This is a genomic window from Embleya scabrispora DSM 41855 (assembly GCF_000372745.1).
Lineage (GTDB): Bacteria > Actinomycetota > Actinomycetes > Streptomycetales > Streptomycetaceae > Embleya > Embleya scabrispora.
Map to the genome: position 1 here is coordinate 203486 of NZ_KB889574.1, position 18786 is coordinate 222271.

The following is an 18786-nucleotide window of genomic DNA, read 5'->3' on the forward strand; positions in this document are numbered from 1 at the left end:
GCCCGGTCTCACGCCAGGTTGCGCGAGGAGGTGTCGTCGTCCTCCTGCTCGATGTGGATGTCGTCCACGGAGATGTCCACCTCGACCACCTCGAGGCCGGTCATGCGCTCGATCGACTCGATCACGTGGTCACGCACGGCCCCGGCGACTTCGGCGATCGGTGCGCCGTACTCCACCACCAGGCTCAGGTCGACGGCACACTGCTTCTCGCCGACCTCGACGCCGACTCCGCGCGCCACGTCCGGACGACCGCCCGGTACGGCCTTGCGCATCGCCGCGAAGGCCCGGGAGACCCCGCCGCCGAGCGCGTACACGCCCGGGATCTCGCGCGCCGCCAGTCCGGCGACCTTGGCCACCACCCCGTCCGCGATCGAGGTCCGCCCTCGGTCCGTGGCCAGCGCGGTCACCTCGGTGAGGTGACCGGAGCCGGTCGCCGGCCGCTCGGCCCGTACCGAACGGGTGGTGCTCTTGTCGGGTGTGTGGACGGGTGAGTCTGCCATGGCTGGAACCTCGCCTTTCGCCGCTTCGTGAGGGATGGGGCTCCCCTCACATGAGGAGTGACCCCTTCCCGATCGATTCGTCACGCAATCCGGGCGAATTAATCCGATCGGCCGCGAAAGTGAGCTGGAACATGTTTCATTTCACTCCCGGCCAACCGTTCAGGAGGCTTGCTCCTGCGTGTCGGAACCGCTTGTGATGGGACCCGTACACCCCGTTCGAGGAGGAAACACTGTGGAGCGGTTCCAGGATCGGCGCATCATCGTCACCGGTGGCGGCTCGGGCATCGGCCAGGCCACGGTGCTGCGGCTGCTGAGCGAGGCGGGCACGGTACACGCGGCGGACGTCAACGCCGACGGGTTGGAGAAGACCCGCGCGATGGCGGCGGAGAAGGGCGTGGACGCCCGGCTGAGCACGGGCGTGCTGGACGTCTCCGACGAGGACGCGGTCGGCGCGGGCGTGGCCGAGGTGGTCGAGCGTCTGGGCGGCCTGGACGTGCTGGTGAACGCGGCCGGGATCCTGCGCGCCGGCCACACCCACACGTTCCCGCTCGAAAAGTGGAATCAGATCATCACCGTCAACCTGACGGGCACGTTCCTGATGACCCGCGCCGCGCTGCCCCCGCTCCTGGAGACCGGCAACGGCGTGATCATCAACTTCAGTTCCACGTCGGCGAGCTTCGCCCACCCGTACATGGCGGCCTACGCGGCCAGCAAGGGCGCGATCGACGCCTTCACCCACGCGATCGCACTCGAGTACAGCCGCCAGGGCCTGCGCGCGGTCAACGTCGCACCCGGCAGCATCTCCAGCGGCATCGTCGACGACACCCCGAACCAGGTCCCGGACGACGCCGACTGGGAACTCTTCGGCAAGCTGATGCCGATCATCGGCGACGGCATGGCCCACCCCGACGTGATCGCCGGCATGATCGCCGCCCTCGCCTCCGACGACGGCAAATTCGTCACCGGCACATCCCTCCGCATCGACGGCGGCACACACGCCTGACCCGAAGCCCCACCAACACCCCTCGAACCGCCGGCCGAGCAACCCGGCCCGGCCGGCGCTTGAGGCCGAACAGCCCCGCCGGCGCTCGAGGCGAACCCAGGACGCACAGAGGGCGCCGTACCGGTCACCCCGTACAGCGCCCACCGAAGGTGCGAGTTCAGCCCTGGTTGATACAAACGTTCCCGAACGCCGGGTTCACCAGACCGACCAGGTTGACACTGTTGCCGCACACGTTCACCGGAACGTGCACCGGAACCTCGATGTTGTTGCCCGAAATCACGCCCGGCGACCCGACGGCCGCACCGTCCGCATCGGAACTCGCGTTGGCCGCACCCATGCCCGCGGCGAGGATGCCACCGGCGGCAGCGGTGATGATGGCCGCCTTCTTGACCGTGTTCATATTTCCTCCATGTCACATTGCCGCACGAACGGATGCGGCACATGGGACAACGAAGGCCGCTGCAACGAGCAACGCCCGACCGTTCGGTTGCTTCCCGATTCACCCATGCGAGGACGCGCACGTGCGCCGTACGCCGGTGACAGGCGCCCGCGCACCCCCGGCTCCACTCCCACTCCACCGCGCGAACCACCCCACCGCGAAAACGATCGACGCCCCGCAAAGCCGAGGCTCCGCGGGGCGTAGGGGGGACGAAGGGGCGAACAGGTCTGCGCAGGGTCTGCAAGGTAGTGCCGGGCCGCGCCCGGTCGACCGGGGCACGAACCGTCGGGACGTCAGGCGTCCTCGTCGTCCTCGTCATCGTCCTCGGGCAGGTACTCGGCGCCCTCCGACTGCCAGCCGGCCTCGCTCAGCTCCGTGCCGGCGATGTCCTCGACGAGGCTGAACGGGTCGATCAGGTACGAGACCGACTCGGCCAGGTCGCTCTCGATCGCGGCGGTCGCGTCGGCCCGGTCGCCCGGGGACAACTCCTCGTCGGCCTTGACGCTGTCCAACGCCGCGGCACGCAGCGCGTCGGCGTCGGTGACCTCCAGCACGATTTCGAGGTTGAGCCGGATATAGCGGGTCGTGGAGTCGGAGGAAGTCGCATTTTCCATGAGCGCGAGCCTACGGGCCCGCGACCGGCCGCCGGCGCGCTGACGCGCCGGGCGCTCAGCGGTGGCCGTAGGTCACCGCGGTGAACATCAGTGCCCCGAAGACGACGGAGAATCCGAGGATGTAGATCGCGATCCGGATCCACATCCCGGTCGCCCGGCTCTTCTCGCTCTCCATCACGGCGAACTCCTCAGACTTGGGCGGACTCGGACCCCGGCGCGCTCACAGACGAGCGGCTCAGACATGAGCCGGCAGACACGGCGAGAACGCGACCAGTGCCGGCGCCGCGTGGACCATCAGGAACTCGACGGGCAGATACGCGTCGGCGGATTCCATCCGATGCGCCAGACCCGAGTCGAAGTGCGCCACGTCACCGGGCGCGAGCAGGTGGGTGGCCCCGTCCAGGGTCAGCCGGAGCTGACCGGTCAGCACGTACAGCCATTCCTCGCCCGGATGCACTCGCCCGGGCCCGTCCGCCCGGCCCGCCGGCACCCGCACACGCAGCGCCTGCATGCCCCGGCGCGGACTGCCCACGCGCCAATAGGTCCAGCCGTGCGCCTCGACCGGCTCGGCCGCGCGGGCCCGAACCACCGGCTCGGCCGAGGCACCGTCCTCGCCGAGGAGTTCGGAGACGGTGGTGTTGTAGACCCGGGCCAGGGTCAACAGCGCGGGCAACGACGGCTGCCGGCGCTCGTGTTCGAGCCGGGAGAGGTAGGCGACGGAGAGCTTGGTCAGCTGCGCGGCCTCGTCGAGCTTGAACCCGTTCGCCCGACGGGCCGCACGCAACCGGTCGCCGAGCCCGGTCGGTACCGCCTCGGCGGATGCCGGCTCCGGCTCGTCGGTGTCGTAGCTTTGGGAGGAGGCCATGCTTCGAGATTAGGCAGGCCCTACCAGAGAGGCAAAAAACTTGCCTCAGAGGCAAATTCGCCCTCTTCAATCCGGCGCATAGCGCATATACGGGTCGAAATCCCCGCCCCTCTGCCCCACGTCAGGCGCAGCGCCCCGACGCGAGCACGCCCGGCGGCACCTCGGCCTCCACCAGCACCACGCCGTCCTCGTAGCCGCGCCGACTGACCAGCCCGGCCCGGTCGAACAGGGCGAGCATCCGCCGGTTCCACGGCAGCACGTGCGCCCGCAGGTCGCTCGCCCCGCGCGCGGCCGCGTGTTCGACGAGCGAGCGCAGCAGCGTGGTGCCGAGCCCGTGCCGCTGCCACCCGTCCTCGACCAGCAGCGCCACTTCGCCGACCGACTCGTGCGCCGGGTGGAAGAGGGTGGCCAGCGCGCCGATCGCCCCGTCGGGCGCGACCGCCACCAGGCTCACCCCGTGTTCGGGCACCAGCAACCGGCTCAGCGCGCTCTCCGGCAACCGGGGCGCCGAGGTGAAGTAGCGCAATCGACGGGTCTCCGGCGAGCACCGCTCGTGCATCGCGCGCACCTGCGCGGCGTCCTCGGCCCGAGCCACCCGCACCCGTACGTGCGAGGGCCACTCGCCCGCGCCGACCGCACTCACCACGGTGAGCCTGGCCCGGCCCCGCATCGACATCGCCGTCATGTCCCTACCGCCTCTCGCCACCGGAGCGGTCCCCTCGCGGTCCGTCCCCGCCGAACCCCCACGGTGTCGAGGCGGTGTTACACATCGACTACGCGGGCGTGTCCGGAGCGAACCGATCCGGTGACGTCGCCGCCCCGGTGGCGAAACACGGCCGACTCAGCCCGCCAGGTGACCCAGCAGGTCCTGCCGGGTGACCACGCCCTGCGGCTTGCCGTGCACCAGCACCAAAGCCGCGTCGGCCTGCTCCAGCACCCGCGCGAGGCGCGCGATCGGCTCACCGGAGCCGACCACCGGCAGCGGCACCGACATGAACTTCTCCAACGGGTCGCCCGCCGACGCGCGGCCGGACACCAGTGCGTCCAGCAGGTCGCGCTCGGCGATCGAGCCGACCACCTCGGCGGCCATCACGTCCGGGTGGCCCGCACCGGGCTTGACCACCGGCATCTGGCTGACCCCGAACTCGCGCAGGATCGCGATCGAGTCGCCGACGCTCTCCTCCGGGTGCACGTGCACCAGTGCGGGCAGGTCGCCCTGCTTGCGGGCCAGGATGTCGGCCACGGTGGCCTCGTTCGGGTCCGCGTCCAGGAAGCCGTAGTCGGCCATCCATTCGTCGTTGAAGATCTTGCTGAGGTAGCCGCGCCCGGAGTCCGGCAGCAGCACCACGACCACGTCGTCCGGCCCCAGCCGCTCCGCCGCACGCAGCGCCGCGACCACGGCCATCCCGCACGAGCCGCCGACCAGCAGCCCTTCCTCGCGGGCGAGCCGGCGCGTCATCAGGAACGAGTCGCGGTCGGACACCGCGATGATCTCGTCGGGCACCCCGCTGTCGTACGCGGTCGGCCAGAAGTCCTCACCGACGCCCTCGACCAGGTACGGCCGGCCGCTGCCGCCGGAGTACACCGAGCCCTCCGGGTCGGCGCCGACCACCCGCACGCCGCCGTTCGAGACCTCCTTGAGGAAGCGCCCCGTCCCGGAGATGGTGCCGCCGGTGCCGACGCCGGCCACGAAGCACGTGATCCGACCGTCGGTCTGCTCCCACAACTCGGGACCCGTGGAGAGGTAGTGCGACTGCGGGTTCTCCGGGTTGGAGTACTGGTCGGGCTTCCACGCGCCGGGCGTCTCGCGCACCAGCCGGTCCGAGACGTTGTAGTAGGAGTCGGGGTGCTCGGGGTCGACCGCGGTCGGGCAGACCACCACCTCGGCCCCATAGGCCCGCATGACATTGATCTTGTCCATGCTGACCTTGTCCGGGCAGACGAACACGCACTTGTAACCGCGTCGCTGCGCCACCATCGCCAGCCCCACTCCGGTGTTTCCGGAGGTGGGCTCGACGATCGTGCCGCCCGGACGCAGCGCACCCGACTGCTCGGCCGCGTCGATCATCCGCACGGCGATCCGGTCCTTCACCGAGCCGCCGGGGTTGAAGTACTCGACCTTCGCCAGCACCGTCGCCGACAACCCCGAGGTGACGGAGTTGAGCTTGACGAGGGGGGTGTCCCCGATCAGGTCGAGCATGGATTCGTGGTACCGCACGGAACCTCCGCCATGAGTGCGCATCAGCCGGGGCCGGATGGCCCAAAATCCTCACATTGCGCTAACTTCTCCCAGCCTAGTCCGCGCTTTCGCGCCGGACACGACACCGCGGCCTCGACCCGCGCCCACGCCGCACGCCCCCACCACGCCCCCGGCTGTCCGCCGACGAACCCGACGGTTCGGTTAGGGTCGGCGTGGAGTTCGCGACGGGGAGGAGCCCGAGGTCTTGTACACGACGGCCGGCCGCGGTACCCGGCGATGATGCGCACTCGGATGGCCCGCCGGGTGGCGGCCGCCGCGGCCTTCGGTGGCGGCGGCGTGGGAGTGCTGACCGGGGCGATGTTCGCGGTGTTGTACACCGAGGCGAAGATGGCCCGCCGCACGGTGGGCGAACCCGACGGCGAACCGCCGACCGCCGACGGGATGTACGGCGACCTGCCGGGCGAGCCGATCACGTTCGCGGTGCTCGGCGACTCCACCGCCGCCGGCCTCGGCGTCGAGGACCCGATGCAGACCCCCGGCGCGTTGCTCGCCTCCGGCCTGGCCGCCGTCGCCGAGGTGCCGGTGCGACTGGTCAACGTCGCGCTCTCCGGCGCACAGTCCTCGGACCTGGAACGCCAGGTCACCCGCGCCCTCGAACACGAACTCGACGTCGTGATGATCATGATCGGCGCGAACGACGTCACCCACCGGATGCGCCCGGCCGAGTCGGTGCGCCACCTCGAACAGGCCACCCGCCGGCTGATCGCCTCCGGCGTCGAGGTCGTCGTGGCCACCTGCCCCGACCTGGGCACGATCGAGCCGATCGCCCAGCCGCTGCGCTACCTGGCCCGGCAGTGGAGCCGCAACCTGGCCGCCGCGCAGACCATCGCCGTGGTCGAGGCGGGCGGTCGTACCGTCTCGCTCGGCTCGTTGCTCGGGCCCGAGTTCCTGGCCCGGCCCAAGGCGATGTTCGGTCCGGATCGTTTCCACCCTTCGGTCGAGGGGTACGCGACCGCCGCGATGGCCTCGCTGCCGTCCGTGTGCGCCGCGTTGGATCTGTGGCCGCTGGACGAGGTGAGCCCGGACAGCTTCCGCGGCGAGGGCGTGCTGCCGATCGCCCAGGCCGCGATCGAGGCCGCCGCCGAGGGTGGCACCGAGGTGACCGGCACCGACGTCGGCGGGCGCGAGCGCGGCCCGCGCGGCCGGTGGGCATTGTTGCGCCACCGCCGGCGGCAGCAGATCCCGACTCCCGCGACGGTGGAGCCGGATGCCGAGTCGGGCGCCGACCCGGACGGCGCCGAGAGCGATTCGAAGGTCGAGCGGACTGCGCCAACCCCGTTCGAGGACGCCCGGGGTAATGTGGCGGAAGAAATCTGACTGGGCGTCAGTTACGGCGTGGGGCAGGTCGCACGATCCGCCCCTCCCACTTTTGACTACCAGGCAGTAACTTCAGCGTCAGTTGCGCTTCCGCACCGACGAGAGTCCCTCCGGGGTCCTCGTACCGACGGCCGCAAAGACCAACAAGGAGTCCCGATGCCCGAAGCAGTCATCGTCGCCACCGCCCGCTCCCCGATCGGTCGCGCCTTCAAGGGTTCCCTGAAGGACCTGCGGTCGGACGACCTGACCGCGCTCATGGTCCGCGCCGCCCTGGACAAGGTCCCGGCGCTGGACCCCAAGGACATCGACGACCTGATGCTGGGCTGCGGCCTGCCCGGTGGTGAGCAGGGCTTCAACATGGGTCGCAACGTCGCGGTCATGCTCGGCTACGACCACCTGCCCGGAACCACCATCACCCGCTACTGCTCGTCGTCGCTGCAGACCACCCGGATGGCGATGCACGCGATCCGCGCGGGCGAGGGCGACGCGTACATCTCCGCCGGTGTCGAGATGGTCACCAGCACCCGCGGCAAGGGCAGCAGCGACTCGATCCCGGACACCAGGAACCCGCTGTTCGCCGAGGCCGCGACCCGCACCACCGAGGCCGTCGAGAAGGGCTCGACCTGGGCCGACCCGCGCGAGCAGGGCCTGCTCCCGGACGTGTACATCGGGATGGGCTTCACCGCCGAGAACCTCGCCCAGCACAAGGGCATCTCCCGGGCCGAGCAGGACGAGTTCGCGGTCCGCTCGCAAAACCGCACCGAGCAGGCGATCGCCGACGGCTTCTGGGCCGAGGACATCACCCCGGTCACGCTCGCCGACGGCACCGTGGTGAGCAAGGACGACGGTCCGCGCGCGGGCACCACGCTGGAGGGCATCTCCGGGCTCAAGCCGGTCTTCCGCCCGGACGGCACGGTCACCGCGGGCAACGCGTGTCCGCTCAACGACGGCGCCGCCGCGGTCATCGTGATGTCCGACACCAAGGCGCGCGAGCTGGGCCTGACCCCGCTGGCCCGGATCGTCTCCACCGCCGTGTCCGGCCTGTCGCCGGAGATCATGGGCTACGGCCCGGTCGAGGCATCACGAATCGCGATGGCCCGAGCCGGCCTGACCTCGGCCGACATCGACCTGGTGGAGATCAACGAGGCGTTCGCCGCGCAGGTCATCCCCTCCTACCGCGACCTGGGCTTCGACCTGGACAAGGTCAACGTCAACGGCGGCGCGATCGCGATCGGCCACCCGTTCGGGATGACCGGCGCCCGGATCACCAGCACACTGATCAACTCGCTCCGGTGGCACGACAAGCAGTGGGGCCTGGAGACCATGTGCGTCGGCGGCGGCATGGGCATGGCCATGGTGCTCGAACGCCTGAGCTGACCGGCCCACCGGCTCGGCCCGGTACCCGCGCGAAGCCCGTCCGGACACCCCCGGGCGGGCTTCGTCGCACATCACCCGATCGGGTCGTGCCGAAGTCCCACCCGGTCGGGACGTCACGCTCTGGCGGCAGGCCGCCGACGGCGCGACCCTGGATGAAGAAGCTGTTCCTCGGGTTGGCCAAGGGTTGCGGATCACGTCATGCCGAACGCTTACATCGTCCCCGTCCTGATCACCGCCGCGTGCGCCGTCGCGGTGACCGCCGTCGTGCGCCGACTGACCCGGCGACGCCGTGCCCGCGCGATGGCGGAGATCCGGGACGAGGCGTTCGTCGGTCATCTCTTCCGCAGCCGGGACGCCGAGCGACCACCGCTGACCGTCCCCGGAACCGGGCGCGAGGACTTCCTCGACGTCGACCCGGACGACGACGCGACCGGCCGGCGTCCGCACCCGTCGGAGAACCTGACCCCGCTGCTGCCCACCCACCTCACCGGCGGCTACCTGACCGGCCTGATCGCCGGCGCCACCCCGATCACGCGCGTGCGCACCGGCTCGCCCGGCGACGCCGGCGGGCTGGACGTGGTCGATTTCGCCGACGGCAGCTCGCTCGTGGTGATGCCGGGCGACCCGGAGGCGGCGTCGCTGATCGACGTCGCGCTGTCCCAGGGCCTGCCGGTGCGCCTGCTCGGCACCTCCGAGATCGGCGGCGGCTGGGCGCTGACCTTCGGTACGGACGAGGACACCACGTACGCGCTGGCCGACCGCCTGTACGTGCGGCCGCCGGCTTAGGCCCGGCACACTCGCCGGATCCGGTGGGTCGGCACCGCCCGGCACCGCCCCTCGCCGCACCGCGAACTCAGATCGCCGCCGACAACTCGCGCACCATCGCCCGCGCCCGACGCACCACGTCACCGGCCGTCGTCGGCTCGCCGTCCTGCAGGATCAGCGCGTGCTCCTCGGCCAACGCCCCCAACGCCGACGCGAGATCGCCGGACGTGACCGCGACCTGATCGCCCACCACGAACACACCCAGATCCGGGACCTCGCGCAGCGGCTCGCCCTCGACCGCGGCCGCGAGGTCGGCCAGACACTGGGCCAGCGCGAGGGCCGCGCCCGCCCGAGTCGGCGAGGACTCCTGACGGGCGGTCAGCGGCGCCTTCAACCGGGCCTCGGACAGGTGCCGGAGTCGATCGGCGACCGCGCCGGACTCCTTCACGAAGGGGCCCACGTCAACCGTGAGGGAAACGGACGGTTTCCCGACCGGTGGGATGGGGATGCGGGACGACATAACCGGAGCGTACCCAGTACGCACACCGCGTGCGGGTCGGCTTCGACCGCTTGCCAACCGTTCGCCCGTCATGCACGCTCGGGTAACGGAACGCTCACCGGAGGCGCTTATGTCCTTGCACTTCTCCGAAGAGACCCACCGGAACCTCGTGGCCCGGGTGCCCGCCTGCACCGGCCGCGAACTCCCCGACTGGTTCAGGGAAATCGAGGCCGGTCCGGCCTTCTCCCGGTTCGAGGACCGGGTCTCCTGGCTCCAGGGCGAGCACAACCTCGGACACGGGCACGCCCTCGCCATCGTCCGCGAGCACGAACGTCGCCGGCACGCGCCGGGCGGGGTCAGCTGATCCCCCGCCCCGAGGCCGCCGCGCCACCGATCCACCGTCGAAGACCCCTGCCACGCTGACCACTGTCGACTCCGCGGATCCGCACACATCTCCGTATACGCGAAAGTGGCGGTGCCCCTTCTCGGGGGCACCGCCACTCGCGCTTCAGGCCGTCATGCGGCGCCGCGTCAGTCCCGCAGGATCGACAGCAGCCGCAGGACCTCCAGGTAGATCCACACCAGGGTCACGGTCAGGCCGAACGCGGCCCGCCACGACTCCTGCTGCGGCACGCCCTGGGCGACCAGTTGCTCGATCTCGTTGAAGTCGAGCGACAGGAAGAAGGCGCCGATGAGGATGCCGAGGATGCCCATCACGATGCCGAGCGGACCGCTGCGCAGGCCGAGGCCGTCGCCACCGGCGATCAGGATCGCGAGCAGGTTGACGAACGTGAGGAGGACGAAGCCGATCGCGATCGCCATGCCGATCCGCACATAGCGGCTCGTCACCTTGATCCAGCCGGACTTGTAGGCCACCAGCACACCGACGAAGACGGAGGCCGTGCCGAGCACCGCCTGCACCACGATGCCGCTGTACTGCTGCTCGAACGCGTGGCTGATCGCGCCGAGGAACACGCCTTCGAGCGCGGCATAGGTCAGCACCAGTGCGGGGCTGACCTCACGCTTGAAGGTCACGATCATCGCGACGACGAACGCCGCGAGCGCCGCGCCGACCGCCCAGCCGAAGTTCTCGAACGGCAGGAAGGCCCACGACAGCGCGCCGGTGACGACCACCGTCAACAGCGTCATCGCGGTGCGCGCGACCACATCGTCGATGGTCATCCGGCCGGTCTGGAGCGGACCGGCGGACTGCGCCCGGTACATCTCCTGAAGCTGCTCGGGGGTCATCGGCTGCATCGGCGGCGGCTGCGGCCCACCGTACGGGGCGCCCTGCGGCCCGGGCTGCGGCGCTCCGTAACCGGCCTGCTCCTGCCGGCCGGTCTCGAACGCCCCCCGCCGCGTGAGCACCGGGTTGCTGCTCCTCATGTCATCTCCTCCATGCCCCCGGGTGGGGGTCGTGGCTTAAGAGAGTAAGCCCCGAGTAAAGCGCTCGGGGCTTCCATCTTTCCCCTACAACGCGTCCGGACACGCGATTTGTGCCCGTGGTCACTGTCCGGTCATAAAAAGTCGGATGGAATCCATCGCGAAGCCGATCGCTGTCAGCACGGGAACACCCTGCGCTATGCGCGAGTGAGGGTGGCCCGCGGGCCCGGGAAATCATCCGGTTGGTGGTCCAGACCACCGAGGCCCACTGTCGCGAGTCCGCGACGATACGGCGTTCTTGCAGGTCAGCCGCCGTTTCGAGTTGTCCCCGGAGCGGGACTCGAACCCGCACGGCCTTGCGGCCAAGGAGGTTTAAGCTCCTCGTGTCTGCGTTCCACCATCCGGGGGCGATGCTGAGCGTAGCGGCCCCGGCGCACCGGGTTGACCCCTAGTGTTTCGAGGCCCCGCAGACCCCTTACGCGGATACGTTCGATCGCGGAGAGCGACGGGAGGCGACCCGTCCGCATGCGATATAGATGGTGCCGAATGGGCGTTTTGGGGCGGGTGAGCAGGAGACGTGCCGCATTCGGCCGCCGAACCCGGGTAGGACCACGGGGTCGAGAGTCCGTCGGGCCGACCGTCACGCGGTGACCGCGGTCGTCCCGGTCCCGGATCCTCGCCGCCCGGCACGACGGAGTGCGTACGCCGCCCCGCATCGGATCCGATCGCGACGAAAGAGGTCTTCTGTGACCGCCACCGAACCCATCGCGGGCGCCGGGACGAACGGCGCGCTCGCCGCCGTCGCCACCGACCTGACCAAGGTCTACGGCACGGGCGAGACGCGGGTGATCGCACTCGACGGCGTCTCGGCCGGATTCCGACGCGCCCAGTACACCGCGATCATGGGTCCCTCCGGGTCGGGCAAGTCCACACTGATGCACTGCCTGGCGGGCCTGGACTCGATCTCGGCGGGCTCGGTGCGGTTGGGCGACGTGGAGTTGTCCGCCCTGAGCGACAAGCAGTTGACGCTGCTGCGCAGGGTGAAGGTCGGCTTCGTCTTCCAGTCGTTCAATCTGCTGCCGACGCTGACCGCACTGGAGAACATCACGCTGCCGATGGACATCGCGGGCGTGAAGCCGGATCAGGCATGGCTGGACAACGTGATCGAGACGGTCGACCTACGGAATCGGCTCACGCATCGCCCGAGCGAACTGTCCGGCGGACAGCAACAACGTGTGGCGTGTGCCCGCGCGCTGGCGAGCAAGCCGGAGATCATCTTCGCCGACGAACCGACCGGCAACCTGGACTCGCGCTCGGGCGCCGAGGTGCTCGGCTTCCTGCGCAGATCGGTGCGCGAAAGCGGGCAGACGATCGTGATGGTCACCCACGACCCCAACGCGGCGTCCTACGCGGACCGCGTGCTCTTCCTGGCCGACGGCAAAATCGTCGACGAAATGCACGACCCCACTTCGGACTTGGTCCTGGAGCGCATGAAGCGCTTCGAAGCCACCCGCACCGTCTGAGGACAAACGCGAAGGGGCCCGGTACGCACCGCGGTGCGTACCGGGCCCCAACGCAACAGTCAGGCCTTCGCCGCGGGCTCGACCGCCGGCCGCGGCGCCGGCAGCGCCGCCTCGGCGAACTCGTCCCGCGGGTGCTCCATCGCTCCGAGCGAGACGATCTCCCGCCGGAAGAACGCCGACAGCGTCCAGTCGGCGAACACCCGGAACTTCCGGTTGAACGTCGGCACCATCGCCCCGTGGTACGTGCGGTGGAACACCCAGGCCGGCAGCCCCTTGAGCTTGAACTTGCCGAACATCACCGCGACGCCCTTGTGCAGGCCCAGGCCCGCGACCGCACCGAGGTTCTTGTGCTTGTAGTCCTTGGGCGGGAACCCACGCATCACCGAGACGACGTTGTCGCCCAGCACCCGCGCCTGCCGCAACGCGTGCTGCGCGTTCGGCGGGCACCAGGCACCCTCGCCCGCGGCGAGGTCCGGCACCTGAGCGTTGTCGCCGGCGGCGAACACGTTGTCCATGCCGACCACCTGAAGGGTGGTGCGGGTGTCGACGTGGCCGCGCGGGCCGAGCGGCAGGCCGTACTCCGACAACACCGGGTTCGGCTTGACGCCCGCCGTCCACAGGATCGTGGAGGCGTCGAACTCGACGTCGTTGGAGAGCACACAGTGCTTGTCGACGCAGGACTTGAGCGACGTCTCCAGGTGGAACTCGATGTCCCGGGCCTTGAGGCGCTCCAGCGTCCAGGCGCCGAGCTCCGGACCGACCTCGGGGAGGATGCGGTTGGCCGCCTCCACCATCACGAAGCGCATGTCCTCGCGCTTGAGGTTCTTGTAGTAGCGCACCGCGTCGCGCGCCATGTCCTCGACCTCGGCCAGCGCCTCGATCCCCGCGAAGCCGCCGCCGACGAAGCAGAAGGTCAACGCCTTGCGGCGGATCTCCTCGTCGGTGGTGGAGTCGGCCAGGTCGAGCTGTCCGAGCACGTGGTTGCGCAGCGCGATGGCTTCTTCGATGGTCTTGAGACCGATGCCGTTCTCGGCCAGGCCGGGAATCGGGAAGGTCCGCGATATCGAGCCGAGCGCGATGACGATGTAGTCGAAGCCGAGCTCGTAGGACTCACCCGCGAGCGGCTCGACGAGCGCGACCTTGCGGTCGTGGTCGACGGAGGTGACCCGGCCGTTGACGATCTCGGCCTTGGGCAGGACACGGCGCAGCGGCACCACGACATGGCGCGGTGAGATGCTGCCGGCGGCCGCTTCCGGGAGGAAGGGCTGGTAGGTCATGTACGACCGCGGGTCGACGACCGTGACGGTCGCTTCGCCGTAGCGCATCTTCTTGAGGATGCGCTGCGCGGCGTACAGACCAACGTAGCCGCCGCCGACGATAAGGATGCGAGGGCGATCCGTGTTGCTCATGTTTGGAAGTATCCACCGATCGAACTCGCCGGTGCTTTGAGGCCGCGCGCAGTACCGAAGGGGCCATCTGGTACCCTTCGTCCTTTTGCTTGTGCATTTGTGCACGGCGTGCCGTCGAGGAAGATCCACTCGACCCTATTCGGCCGGCTTGTCCACCGACCCGGTCCCGGTGACCTGCGTCGATCCTGCCCGAGGCATCCGGGGACGGCGCAATGTGATCTCCACCTCGAACCGGCGGCGACCATCGCGTTCGAAGGCAATACCCCCGTCCGGCCGGCCCATCAAGAGGAAAACGGCCCCACATGGCCAAGTTTTGCCTCCGCGACCATGTGAAGGGATTCACAAACTTTTCGCCGTGTCCGAACGTTGGACATGGTTCCCTGGTCGTTCGCCGACCCGATCAGCCTTCGGCGAGGCTCCAGGCGATCCCGTCCAGGATGTCGTGCTCGCTGACCACGACCTCGGTCATGCCGGTGCGTTCCATGATCGTGCGCAGCACCAGGGCGCCCGCGCCGATCACGTCCACCCGGCCCGGGTGCAGCACCGGGATGCCCGCCCGTTCGGCGTGCGTGCTCGCCAGGAGGCGGGCGGTCACCGCGCGGACCTGGTCGAGGGTCAGGCGCGAGTGGTGGATGGCCGTGGAGTCGTACTCGGGCAACTCCAGCGCGATGCCCGCGACCGTGGTCACCGAGCCGGCCAGGCCGACCAGGGTCCGGGCGCGAGCCATCGGGACCACCTCCGCGGCCCGGGCGATCGCGGCCTCGACGTCGGCGATCGCGGCGGCGACCTGATCCTGCGTCGGCGGGTCCGCGCGCAGGTGCCGCTCGGTCATCCGGACGCAGCCGATGTCCACCGATCGCGCCGCCTCGGGCCGATCGTCGCCCAGGACGAACTCGGTGGAGCCGCCGCCGATGTCGACCACCAGGTACGGCGTCTGCACGGCGCCGGTCCCGGCGAGTTCCCGGGTGGCCCCGGCGAAGGACAGCGCGGCCTCCTCGTCGCCGGAGATCACCTCGGGCTCGACGCCCAGGATCTCGCGCACGCCGGTCCGGAACACATCCCGGTTCTCCGCGTCGCGGCTCGCGCTGGTGGCCACGAAACGCACCCGCTCGGCGCCCAGTTCGGCGATCGCCTTGGCGTACTCGCGGCACGCGGCGAAGGTGCGCTCCAACGCCTCCGGAGCCAGCCGGCCGGTCTCGTCGACGCCTTGGCCGAGCCGGACGATCCGCATCCGGCGGTCCAGGTCGACCAGCGTCCCGGCGGCCGGGTCCAGGTCGGCGACGAGCAGGCGGATGGAGTTGGTGCCGCAGTCGATCGCGGCGACGCGTCGGGTCATCGGGTCTCGTCCTCCGGGGCTTCGGCGTCGGCCGGCTTGTCCACACACACGCACGGGCCCTTGGCCCACCACTCGGGCAGCGCGTCCAGCGTCTCGTCGCCGAGCGGGTTGACGCCGCGCCCGGCGGCCAGCGCGTGGCCGGCCAGCACGTGCAGGCACTTGACCCGATCCGGCATGCCGCCGGCCGACGGGAAGCCCTCCAGCACCTCGATGGCGTCCCGGCGCGCGATGTAGTCCTCGTGCGCGGCGGCGTAGCGGGCCGCGAGGTCCTCGTCCTCGGCCAGGCGCGCGCTCATGTCGCGCATGACGTTGTTCGCCTCCAGCGTGCCGATCGCGGACGCCGCCCGCGGGCAGGTCAGGTAGTACAGCGTCGGGAACGGCGAGCCGTCCTCCAGGCGCGGGGCGGTCTCCACGACGTCGGGCAGCCCGCACGGGCACCGGTGTGCGACGCCGCGCAGACCACGCGGGGTACGGCCGAGCTGCGCCTTGACGGCGTCGATGTCGTGCTGATCCATGAAGGAAAGTATTCCTGCTTCGCTGAGTGACTCGGACCGACGTTCGATCCGGGTGCCGTCCCGGCCGCGCTCGACCCGGGGAATCGGCCGACTACCCGATCGACGCGGCCGGCGTCCTCGTGGGTGTGGGAGTCGCGCTCGCGGTCGGCGCGCCGGCCCGATCCGCGTCGCGCGTGGAGTCCCACAGGCTGCGGTACCAGGGCGGCGGACCGGCCCGGGCGGGCGTGGGCGGCGCCGGGTTGCCCGGATTGCCCGACTGCGGCACCACCAGGTAGGCGGTATCCCCCGGGTAGACATAGTGCAGCCGCTCGCGTGCCTGTTGGCGCACGTACGCCGGGTCGTTCCAGCGCTCCAGGTCGGACCGCATGCGTTCGGTCTCCGCCTGCTGCTTGCGGGTGCTCTCGCGCAGGTCGTCCACCGCGGCCCGCTGGTCCAGGTACTGCCGCAGCGGGTACACCAGCGCGACGGCCAGGCTCAGGACCACCAGGGTCAACACGATCCACCTGCCGCCGCCGCGCCGGCGCAGCCGACCCAGGCTCGCCGCCGCGGCCGAGTCCTTGATGGACCCGACCGCGGCGACGACCTTCGGTCTGGCCGGTGCCGCCGGACGGTCACCGCGCGCCTGACGCGGCGGCGCGACGGCCCGGGACGCGCGGGCGGCCCTGCTCGGAGCGGCCGTCCTGCGGCCCCCCTCGCGCTGCTCGCTCACGCGTCCTCCCGCCGTTCCCTCGATTCGGCGCCGACGATGTTCCGCTCGACCCGGGGTCAGCCGTCGAAGCGCGGGAACGCGCCGCGGCCGGCGTACTCCGCCGCGTCGTCGAGGATCTCCTCGATGCGCAGCAGCTGGTTGTACTTCGCCACCCGCTCGGAGCGCGCCGGGGCGCCCGTCTTGATCTGGCCGCAGTCCGTGGCCACCGCGAGGTCCGCGATCGTGGTGTCCTCGGTCTCGCCGGACCGGTGACTCATCATGCACCGGTAGCCGTTGCGGTGGGCGAGCGACACGGCGTCCAGAGTCTCGGTCAATGTGCCGATCTGGTTGACCTTCACCAGGAGCGCGTTGCCCGCCTTCTCCTCGATGCCGCGCGCCAGCCGCTCCGGGTTGGTCACGAACAGGTCGTCGCCGACGAGCTGGACCTTGTCGCCGAGCTGCGCGGTCAGCGCGACCCAGCCCTCCCAGTCGCTCTCGTCCAGCGGGTCCTCGATCGACACGAGCGGGTACGCCTGGACCAGCTCGGCGTAATAGGCCGACATCTCGGCGGAGGTCTTCTTCGCGCCCTCGAACACGTACGCGCCGTCCGAGTGGAACTCGCTCGCGGCCACGTCCAGGGCCAGCGCGATGTCGGAGCCCGGGGTGTAGCCGGCCATCTCGATCGCCTCGACGATCAGGTCGAGCGCGGCGCGGTTGCTCTCCAGGTTCGGCGCGAAGCCGCCCTCGTCGCCGACGCTGGTGGCCAGGCCGCGGGCCTTGAGCACGGACTTGAGGCAGTGGTAGACCTCGGTGCCCCAGCGCACCGCCTCGGCGAAGGTCTCCGCGCCGATCGGCGCGATCATGAACTCCTGGATGTCCACGTTGGTGTCGGCGTGCGCGCCACCGTTGAGGATGTTCATCATCGGCACCGGCAGCACGTGCGCGTTCGGGCCACCGAGGTAGCGGAACAGCGGCAGGTTCACCGATTCGGCGGCGGCGTGCGCGACGGCGAGCGAGACGCCCAGGATCGCGTTGGCGCCGAGTTCGGCCTTGTTCTCGGTGCCGTCCAGGTCGATCATCGCCTGATCGATCAGCCGCTGGTCGTCGGCCTCGGTGCCGGCGATCTCCTCGTAGATGCGCTCGTTGACCGCGTCGACGGCCTTCTGCACACCCTTGCCGCCGTACCGGGTCTCGTCGCCGTCACGCAGTTCGACGGCCTCGAAGGCGCCGGTGGAAGCGCCGGACGGCACGGCGGCACGGCCCGAGCTGCCGTCGTCGAGGACGACCTCGACCTCCACCGTGGGGTTCCCTCGGGAGTCCAGGATCTCCCGGGCGTGGATGACGTCGATGGACGGCACGAGTTTCTCCTTGATCAAGGGGCACGCTGGTCTGCTCGGCCAGCCTAGTAGCAGGGCACGGCGCGGTTCGCCCGGGAACGGGTAGCTGTGGGCAACCGGTCGGTGACGCGAATGTGAACGAATTCGCTAGGGTGACGCTCGGTCGAGAGGCGGGGGCGCACACATGACCGAGCCGGAGGGCGGGATTGCGGGGGCCGCGGAGGCGGCGGGCGCGGCGGAGGCGGCCGGAGATGCCGGGGCCGCTTCGCCGCTGGAGCGGGAGATCTCCCGGTTGCTCGCGGGTGACGGCGATCCGCCCGCGCTGTTGGCCGCGTTGCTCGCGGCCCGGTTGTACTGCGAGCGCACGGAGCAGGTGGGCTTCGCCGCGATCGGACCGCCCGGCGGTGGGGTCGTACCGGTGTTCACCTCCGCGGAGCAGTTGGCGCTGTTCGTCGGCGGGGCGTGCGACTGGTTCGCGAGCGAGGGCGGGGACCTGCTGCGGCTGTTGCCGGCGGGTTACGACATCGCGGTGGACCTGGCCGGCCCGCAACCGGTGCGGCTGCGGGCGAGTCTGTGGAACGGCGAGCCGGAGACGGAGGCCACCGGTGGGTGACGACGGATTCAAGGTCGACAGCGCGTTCGTGCGCGGGGCGAGTACCGAGTTGATCGACGCACTGCTGGTCGCCCGCGAAATCGCCCAGAAGCAGCAGCCGTTGCAGGCGCAACTGGCGGCACTGCAAAAGCACTACTCGTCGCCGTATCAGGCCGGCGAGATTGTGCTGAAGTCCGCGCAGGCGATGGCCGCGCTGGTCAGCCTCGGCGAAAACATCGCGATCACCTTGGAGATGGCCGCCCAGCAGTACGAGGAGGCCGAACGGGACGCGGAGGCCAGGTTCTTCACGCCCGGCGGCGCGGCCTCGATCCATGCGGGCGACGACATGAGCACGACGGACTGA

General features: G+C 70.4%; 22 protein-coding genes and 1 tRNA gene. 8 read left to right on the forward strand and 15 right to left on the reverse strand.

Translation table 11 applies throughout. The annotated features are described in order from the left end of the window. Nucleotides 1-8 precede the first annotated feature (8 nt). Nucleotides 9-500 carry an Asp23/Gls24 family envelope stress response protein gene (locus A3IC_RS0107045; protein ID WP_020549357.1) on the reverse strand — a complete coding sequence of 164 codons (492 nt, stop codon included), beginning with the start codon at nucleotides 498-500 and terminating at the stop codon, nucleotides 9-11. A 232-nt stretch (nucleotides 501-732) separates the two neighbouring features. Between A3IC_RS0107045 and A3IC_RS0107050 the strand changes: the two genes are divergently transcribed. Further along, nucleotides 733-1503 carry an SDR family NAD(P)-dependent oxidoreductase gene (locus tag A3IC_RS0107050; RefSeq protein ID WP_020549358.1) on the forward strand — a complete coding sequence of 257 codons (771 nt, stop codon included), beginning with the start codon at nucleotides 733-735 and terminating at the stop codon, nucleotides 1501-1503. Between the two features lie 157 nt (nucleotides 1504-1660). Here A3IC_RS0107050 and A3IC_RS0107055 read toward each other — a convergent pair whose 3' ends face one another. From A3IC_RS0107055 to A3IC_RS0107080, 6 genes are all read right to left on the reverse strand, one after another. Next, a complete protein-coding gene (locus tag A3IC_RS0107055; RefSeq protein ID WP_020549359.1) occupies nucleotides 1661-1903 on the reverse strand; it encodes a chaplin in 243 nt (80 codons plus the stop codon). A 332-nt stretch (nucleotides 1904-2235) separates the two neighbouring features. Continuing rightward, nucleotides 2236-2556 carry a hypothetical protein gene (locus A3IC_RS0107060; RefSeq protein WP_020549360.1) on the reverse strand — a complete coding sequence of 107 codons (321 nt, stop codon included), beginning with the start codon at nucleotides 2554-2556 and terminating at the stop codon, nucleotides 2236-2238. A gap of 55 nt (nucleotides 2557-2611) precedes the next feature. Next, nucleotides 2612-2734, reverse strand: coding sequence for a hypothetical protein (locus A3IC_RS72420; RefSeq protein WP_268812492.1), 123 nt, complete (start codon nucleotides 2732-2734; stop codon nucleotides 2612-2614). Nucleotides 2735-2791: 57 nt separating this feature from the next. After that, nucleotides 2792-3421, reverse strand: a complete 630-nt coding sequence (locus tag A3IC_RS0107070; protein WP_020549362.1) for a helix-turn-helix domain-containing protein — start codon at nucleotides 3419-3421, stop codon at nucleotides 2792-2794. Between the two features lie 121 nt (nucleotides 3422-3542). Next, nucleotides 3543-4106 (reverse strand): GNAT family N-acetyltransferase, encoded by a 564-nt coding sequence (locus tag A3IC_RS52935; RefSeq protein WP_020549363.1) that lies wholly within the window; start codon nucleotides 4104-4106, stop codon nucleotides 3543-3545. A gap of 156 nt (nucleotides 4107-4262) precedes the next feature. After that, the gene (locus tag A3IC_RS0107080) at nucleotides 4263-5639 is read right to left on the reverse strand and encodes a cystathionine beta-synthase (protein ID WP_020549364.1); all 1377 of its coding nucleotides are present in this window, start codon (nucleotides 5637-5639) and stop codon (nucleotides 4263-4265) included. Between the two features lie 258 nt (nucleotides 5640-5897). Between A3IC_RS0107080 and A3IC_RS52940 the strand changes: the two genes are divergently transcribed. The 3 genes from A3IC_RS52940 to A3IC_RS0107095 all read left to right on the forward strand — a co-directional run bounded on the left by A3IC_RS52940 (nucleotide 5898) and on the right by A3IC_RS0107095 (nucleotide 9161). Next, a complete protein-coding gene (locus tag A3IC_RS52940) occupies nucleotides 5898-6998 on the forward strand; it encodes an SGNH/GDSL hydrolase family protein (protein WP_020549365.1) in 1101 nt (366 codons plus the stop codon). Between the two features lie 156 nt (nucleotides 6999-7154). Further along, nucleotides 7155-8375: an acetyl-CoA C-acetyltransferase gene (locus A3IC_RS0107090; protein WP_020549366.1), complete on the forward strand. Its 1221-nt coding sequence runs from the start codon at nucleotides 7155-7157 to the stop codon at nucleotides 8373-8375. Nucleotides 8376-8573: 198 nt separating this feature from the next. After that, nucleotides 8574-9161, forward strand: coding sequence for a hypothetical protein (locus tag A3IC_RS0107095; RefSeq protein WP_020549367.1), 588 nt, complete (start codon nucleotides 8574-8576; stop codon nucleotides 9159-9161). A 67-nt stretch (nucleotides 9162-9228) separates the two neighbouring features. Here A3IC_RS0107095 and A3IC_RS52945 read toward each other — a convergent pair whose 3' ends face one another. Then, nucleotides 9229-9600, reverse strand: a complete 372-nt coding sequence (locus A3IC_RS52945) for a hypothetical protein (protein ID WP_020549368.1) — start codon at nucleotides 9598-9600, stop codon at nucleotides 9229-9231. Nucleotides 9601-9769: 169 nt separating this feature from the next. Between A3IC_RS52945 and A3IC_RS0107105 the strand changes: the two genes are divergently transcribed. Next, entirely contained in the window at nucleotides 9770-10003 is a 234-nt protein-coding gene (locus A3IC_RS0107105) for a DUF4287 domain-containing protein (protein WP_020549369.1), read from the forward strand. A 167-nt stretch (nucleotides 10004-10170) separates the two neighbouring features. Here A3IC_RS0107105 and A3IC_RS0107110 read toward each other — a convergent pair whose 3' ends face one another. Together A3IC_RS0107110 and A3IC_RS68380 are read right to left on the reverse strand one after the other, a co-directional pair. Next, entirely contained in the window at nucleotides 10171-11025 is an 855-nt protein-coding gene (locus tag A3IC_RS0107110) for a Bax inhibitor-1/YccA family protein (protein WP_020549370.1), read from the reverse strand. 322 nt (nucleotides 11026-11347) lie between these two features. Beyond that, a tRNA-Leu gene (locus A3IC_RS68380) sits at nucleotides 11348-11429 on the reverse strand. Between the two features lie 339 nt (nucleotides 11430-11768). On the opposite strand from A3IC_RS68380, the gene A3IC_RS0107115 reads away from it, so the two are divergent. Then, on the forward strand, nucleotides 11769-12545 hold the full coding sequence (locus tag A3IC_RS0107115) for an ABC transporter ATP-binding protein (RefSeq protein ID WP_020549371.1): 777 nt from the start codon (nucleotides 11769-11771) through the stop codon (nucleotides 12543-12545). Between the two features lie 59 nt (nucleotides 12546-12604). Here the strand turns inward: A3IC_RS0107115 and A3IC_RS0107120 are convergent, their stop codons facing one another. The 5 genes from A3IC_RS0107120 to eno form a co-directional block, all read right to left on the reverse strand. Further along, entirely contained in the window at nucleotides 12605-13954 is a 1350-nt protein-coding gene (locus A3IC_RS0107120) for an NAD(P)/FAD-dependent oxidoreductase (RefSeq protein ID WP_020549372.1), read from the reverse strand. 400 nt (nucleotides 13955-14354) lie between these two features. Then, nucleotides 14355-15290 carry a Ppx/GppA phosphatase family protein gene (locus tag A3IC_RS0107125; RefSeq protein ID WP_020549373.1) on the reverse strand — a complete coding sequence of 312 codons (936 nt, stop codon included), beginning with the start codon at nucleotides 15288-15290 and terminating at the stop codon, nucleotides 14355-14357. Next, complete coding sequence (locus tag A3IC_RS0107130) at nucleotides 15287-15805, reverse strand: DUF501 domain-containing protein (RefSeq protein ID WP_020549374.1); 519 nt, start codon at nucleotides 15803-15805, stop codon at nucleotides 15287-15289. The genes A3IC_RS0107125 and A3IC_RS0107130 overlap by 4 nt, the downstream gene beginning before the upstream one ends. A gap of 91 nt (nucleotides 15806-15896) precedes the next feature. Next, the gene (locus A3IC_RS64355) at nucleotides 15897-16514 is read right to left on the reverse strand and encodes an FtsB family cell division protein (protein ID WP_020549375.1); all 618 of its coding nucleotides are present in this window, start codon (nucleotides 16512-16514) and stop codon (nucleotides 15897-15899) included. Between the two features lie 56 nt (nucleotides 16515-16570). Continuing rightward, nucleotides 16571-17851 (reverse strand): phosphopyruvate hydratase, encoded by a 1281-nt coding sequence (eno, locus tag A3IC_RS0107140; RefSeq protein ID WP_026217965.1) that lies wholly within the window; start codon nucleotides 17849-17851, stop codon nucleotides 16571-16573. 163 nt (nucleotides 17852-18014) lie between these two features. On the opposite strand from eno, the gene A3IC_RS52955 reads away from it, so the two are divergent. Together A3IC_RS52955 and A3IC_RS0107150 are read left to right on the forward strand one after the other, a co-directional pair. Next, complete coding sequence (locus tag A3IC_RS52955; RefSeq protein ID WP_020549377.1) at nucleotides 18015-18443, forward strand: SseB family protein; 429 nt, start codon at nucleotides 18015-18017, stop codon at nucleotides 18441-18443. After that, the gene (locus A3IC_RS0107150; RefSeq protein WP_020549378.1) at nucleotides 18436-18786 is read left to right on the forward strand and encodes a hypothetical protein; all 351 of its coding nucleotides are present in this window, start codon (nucleotides 18436-18438) and stop codon (nucleotides 18784-18786) included. The genes A3IC_RS52955 and A3IC_RS0107150 overlap by 8 nt, the downstream gene beginning before the upstream one ends.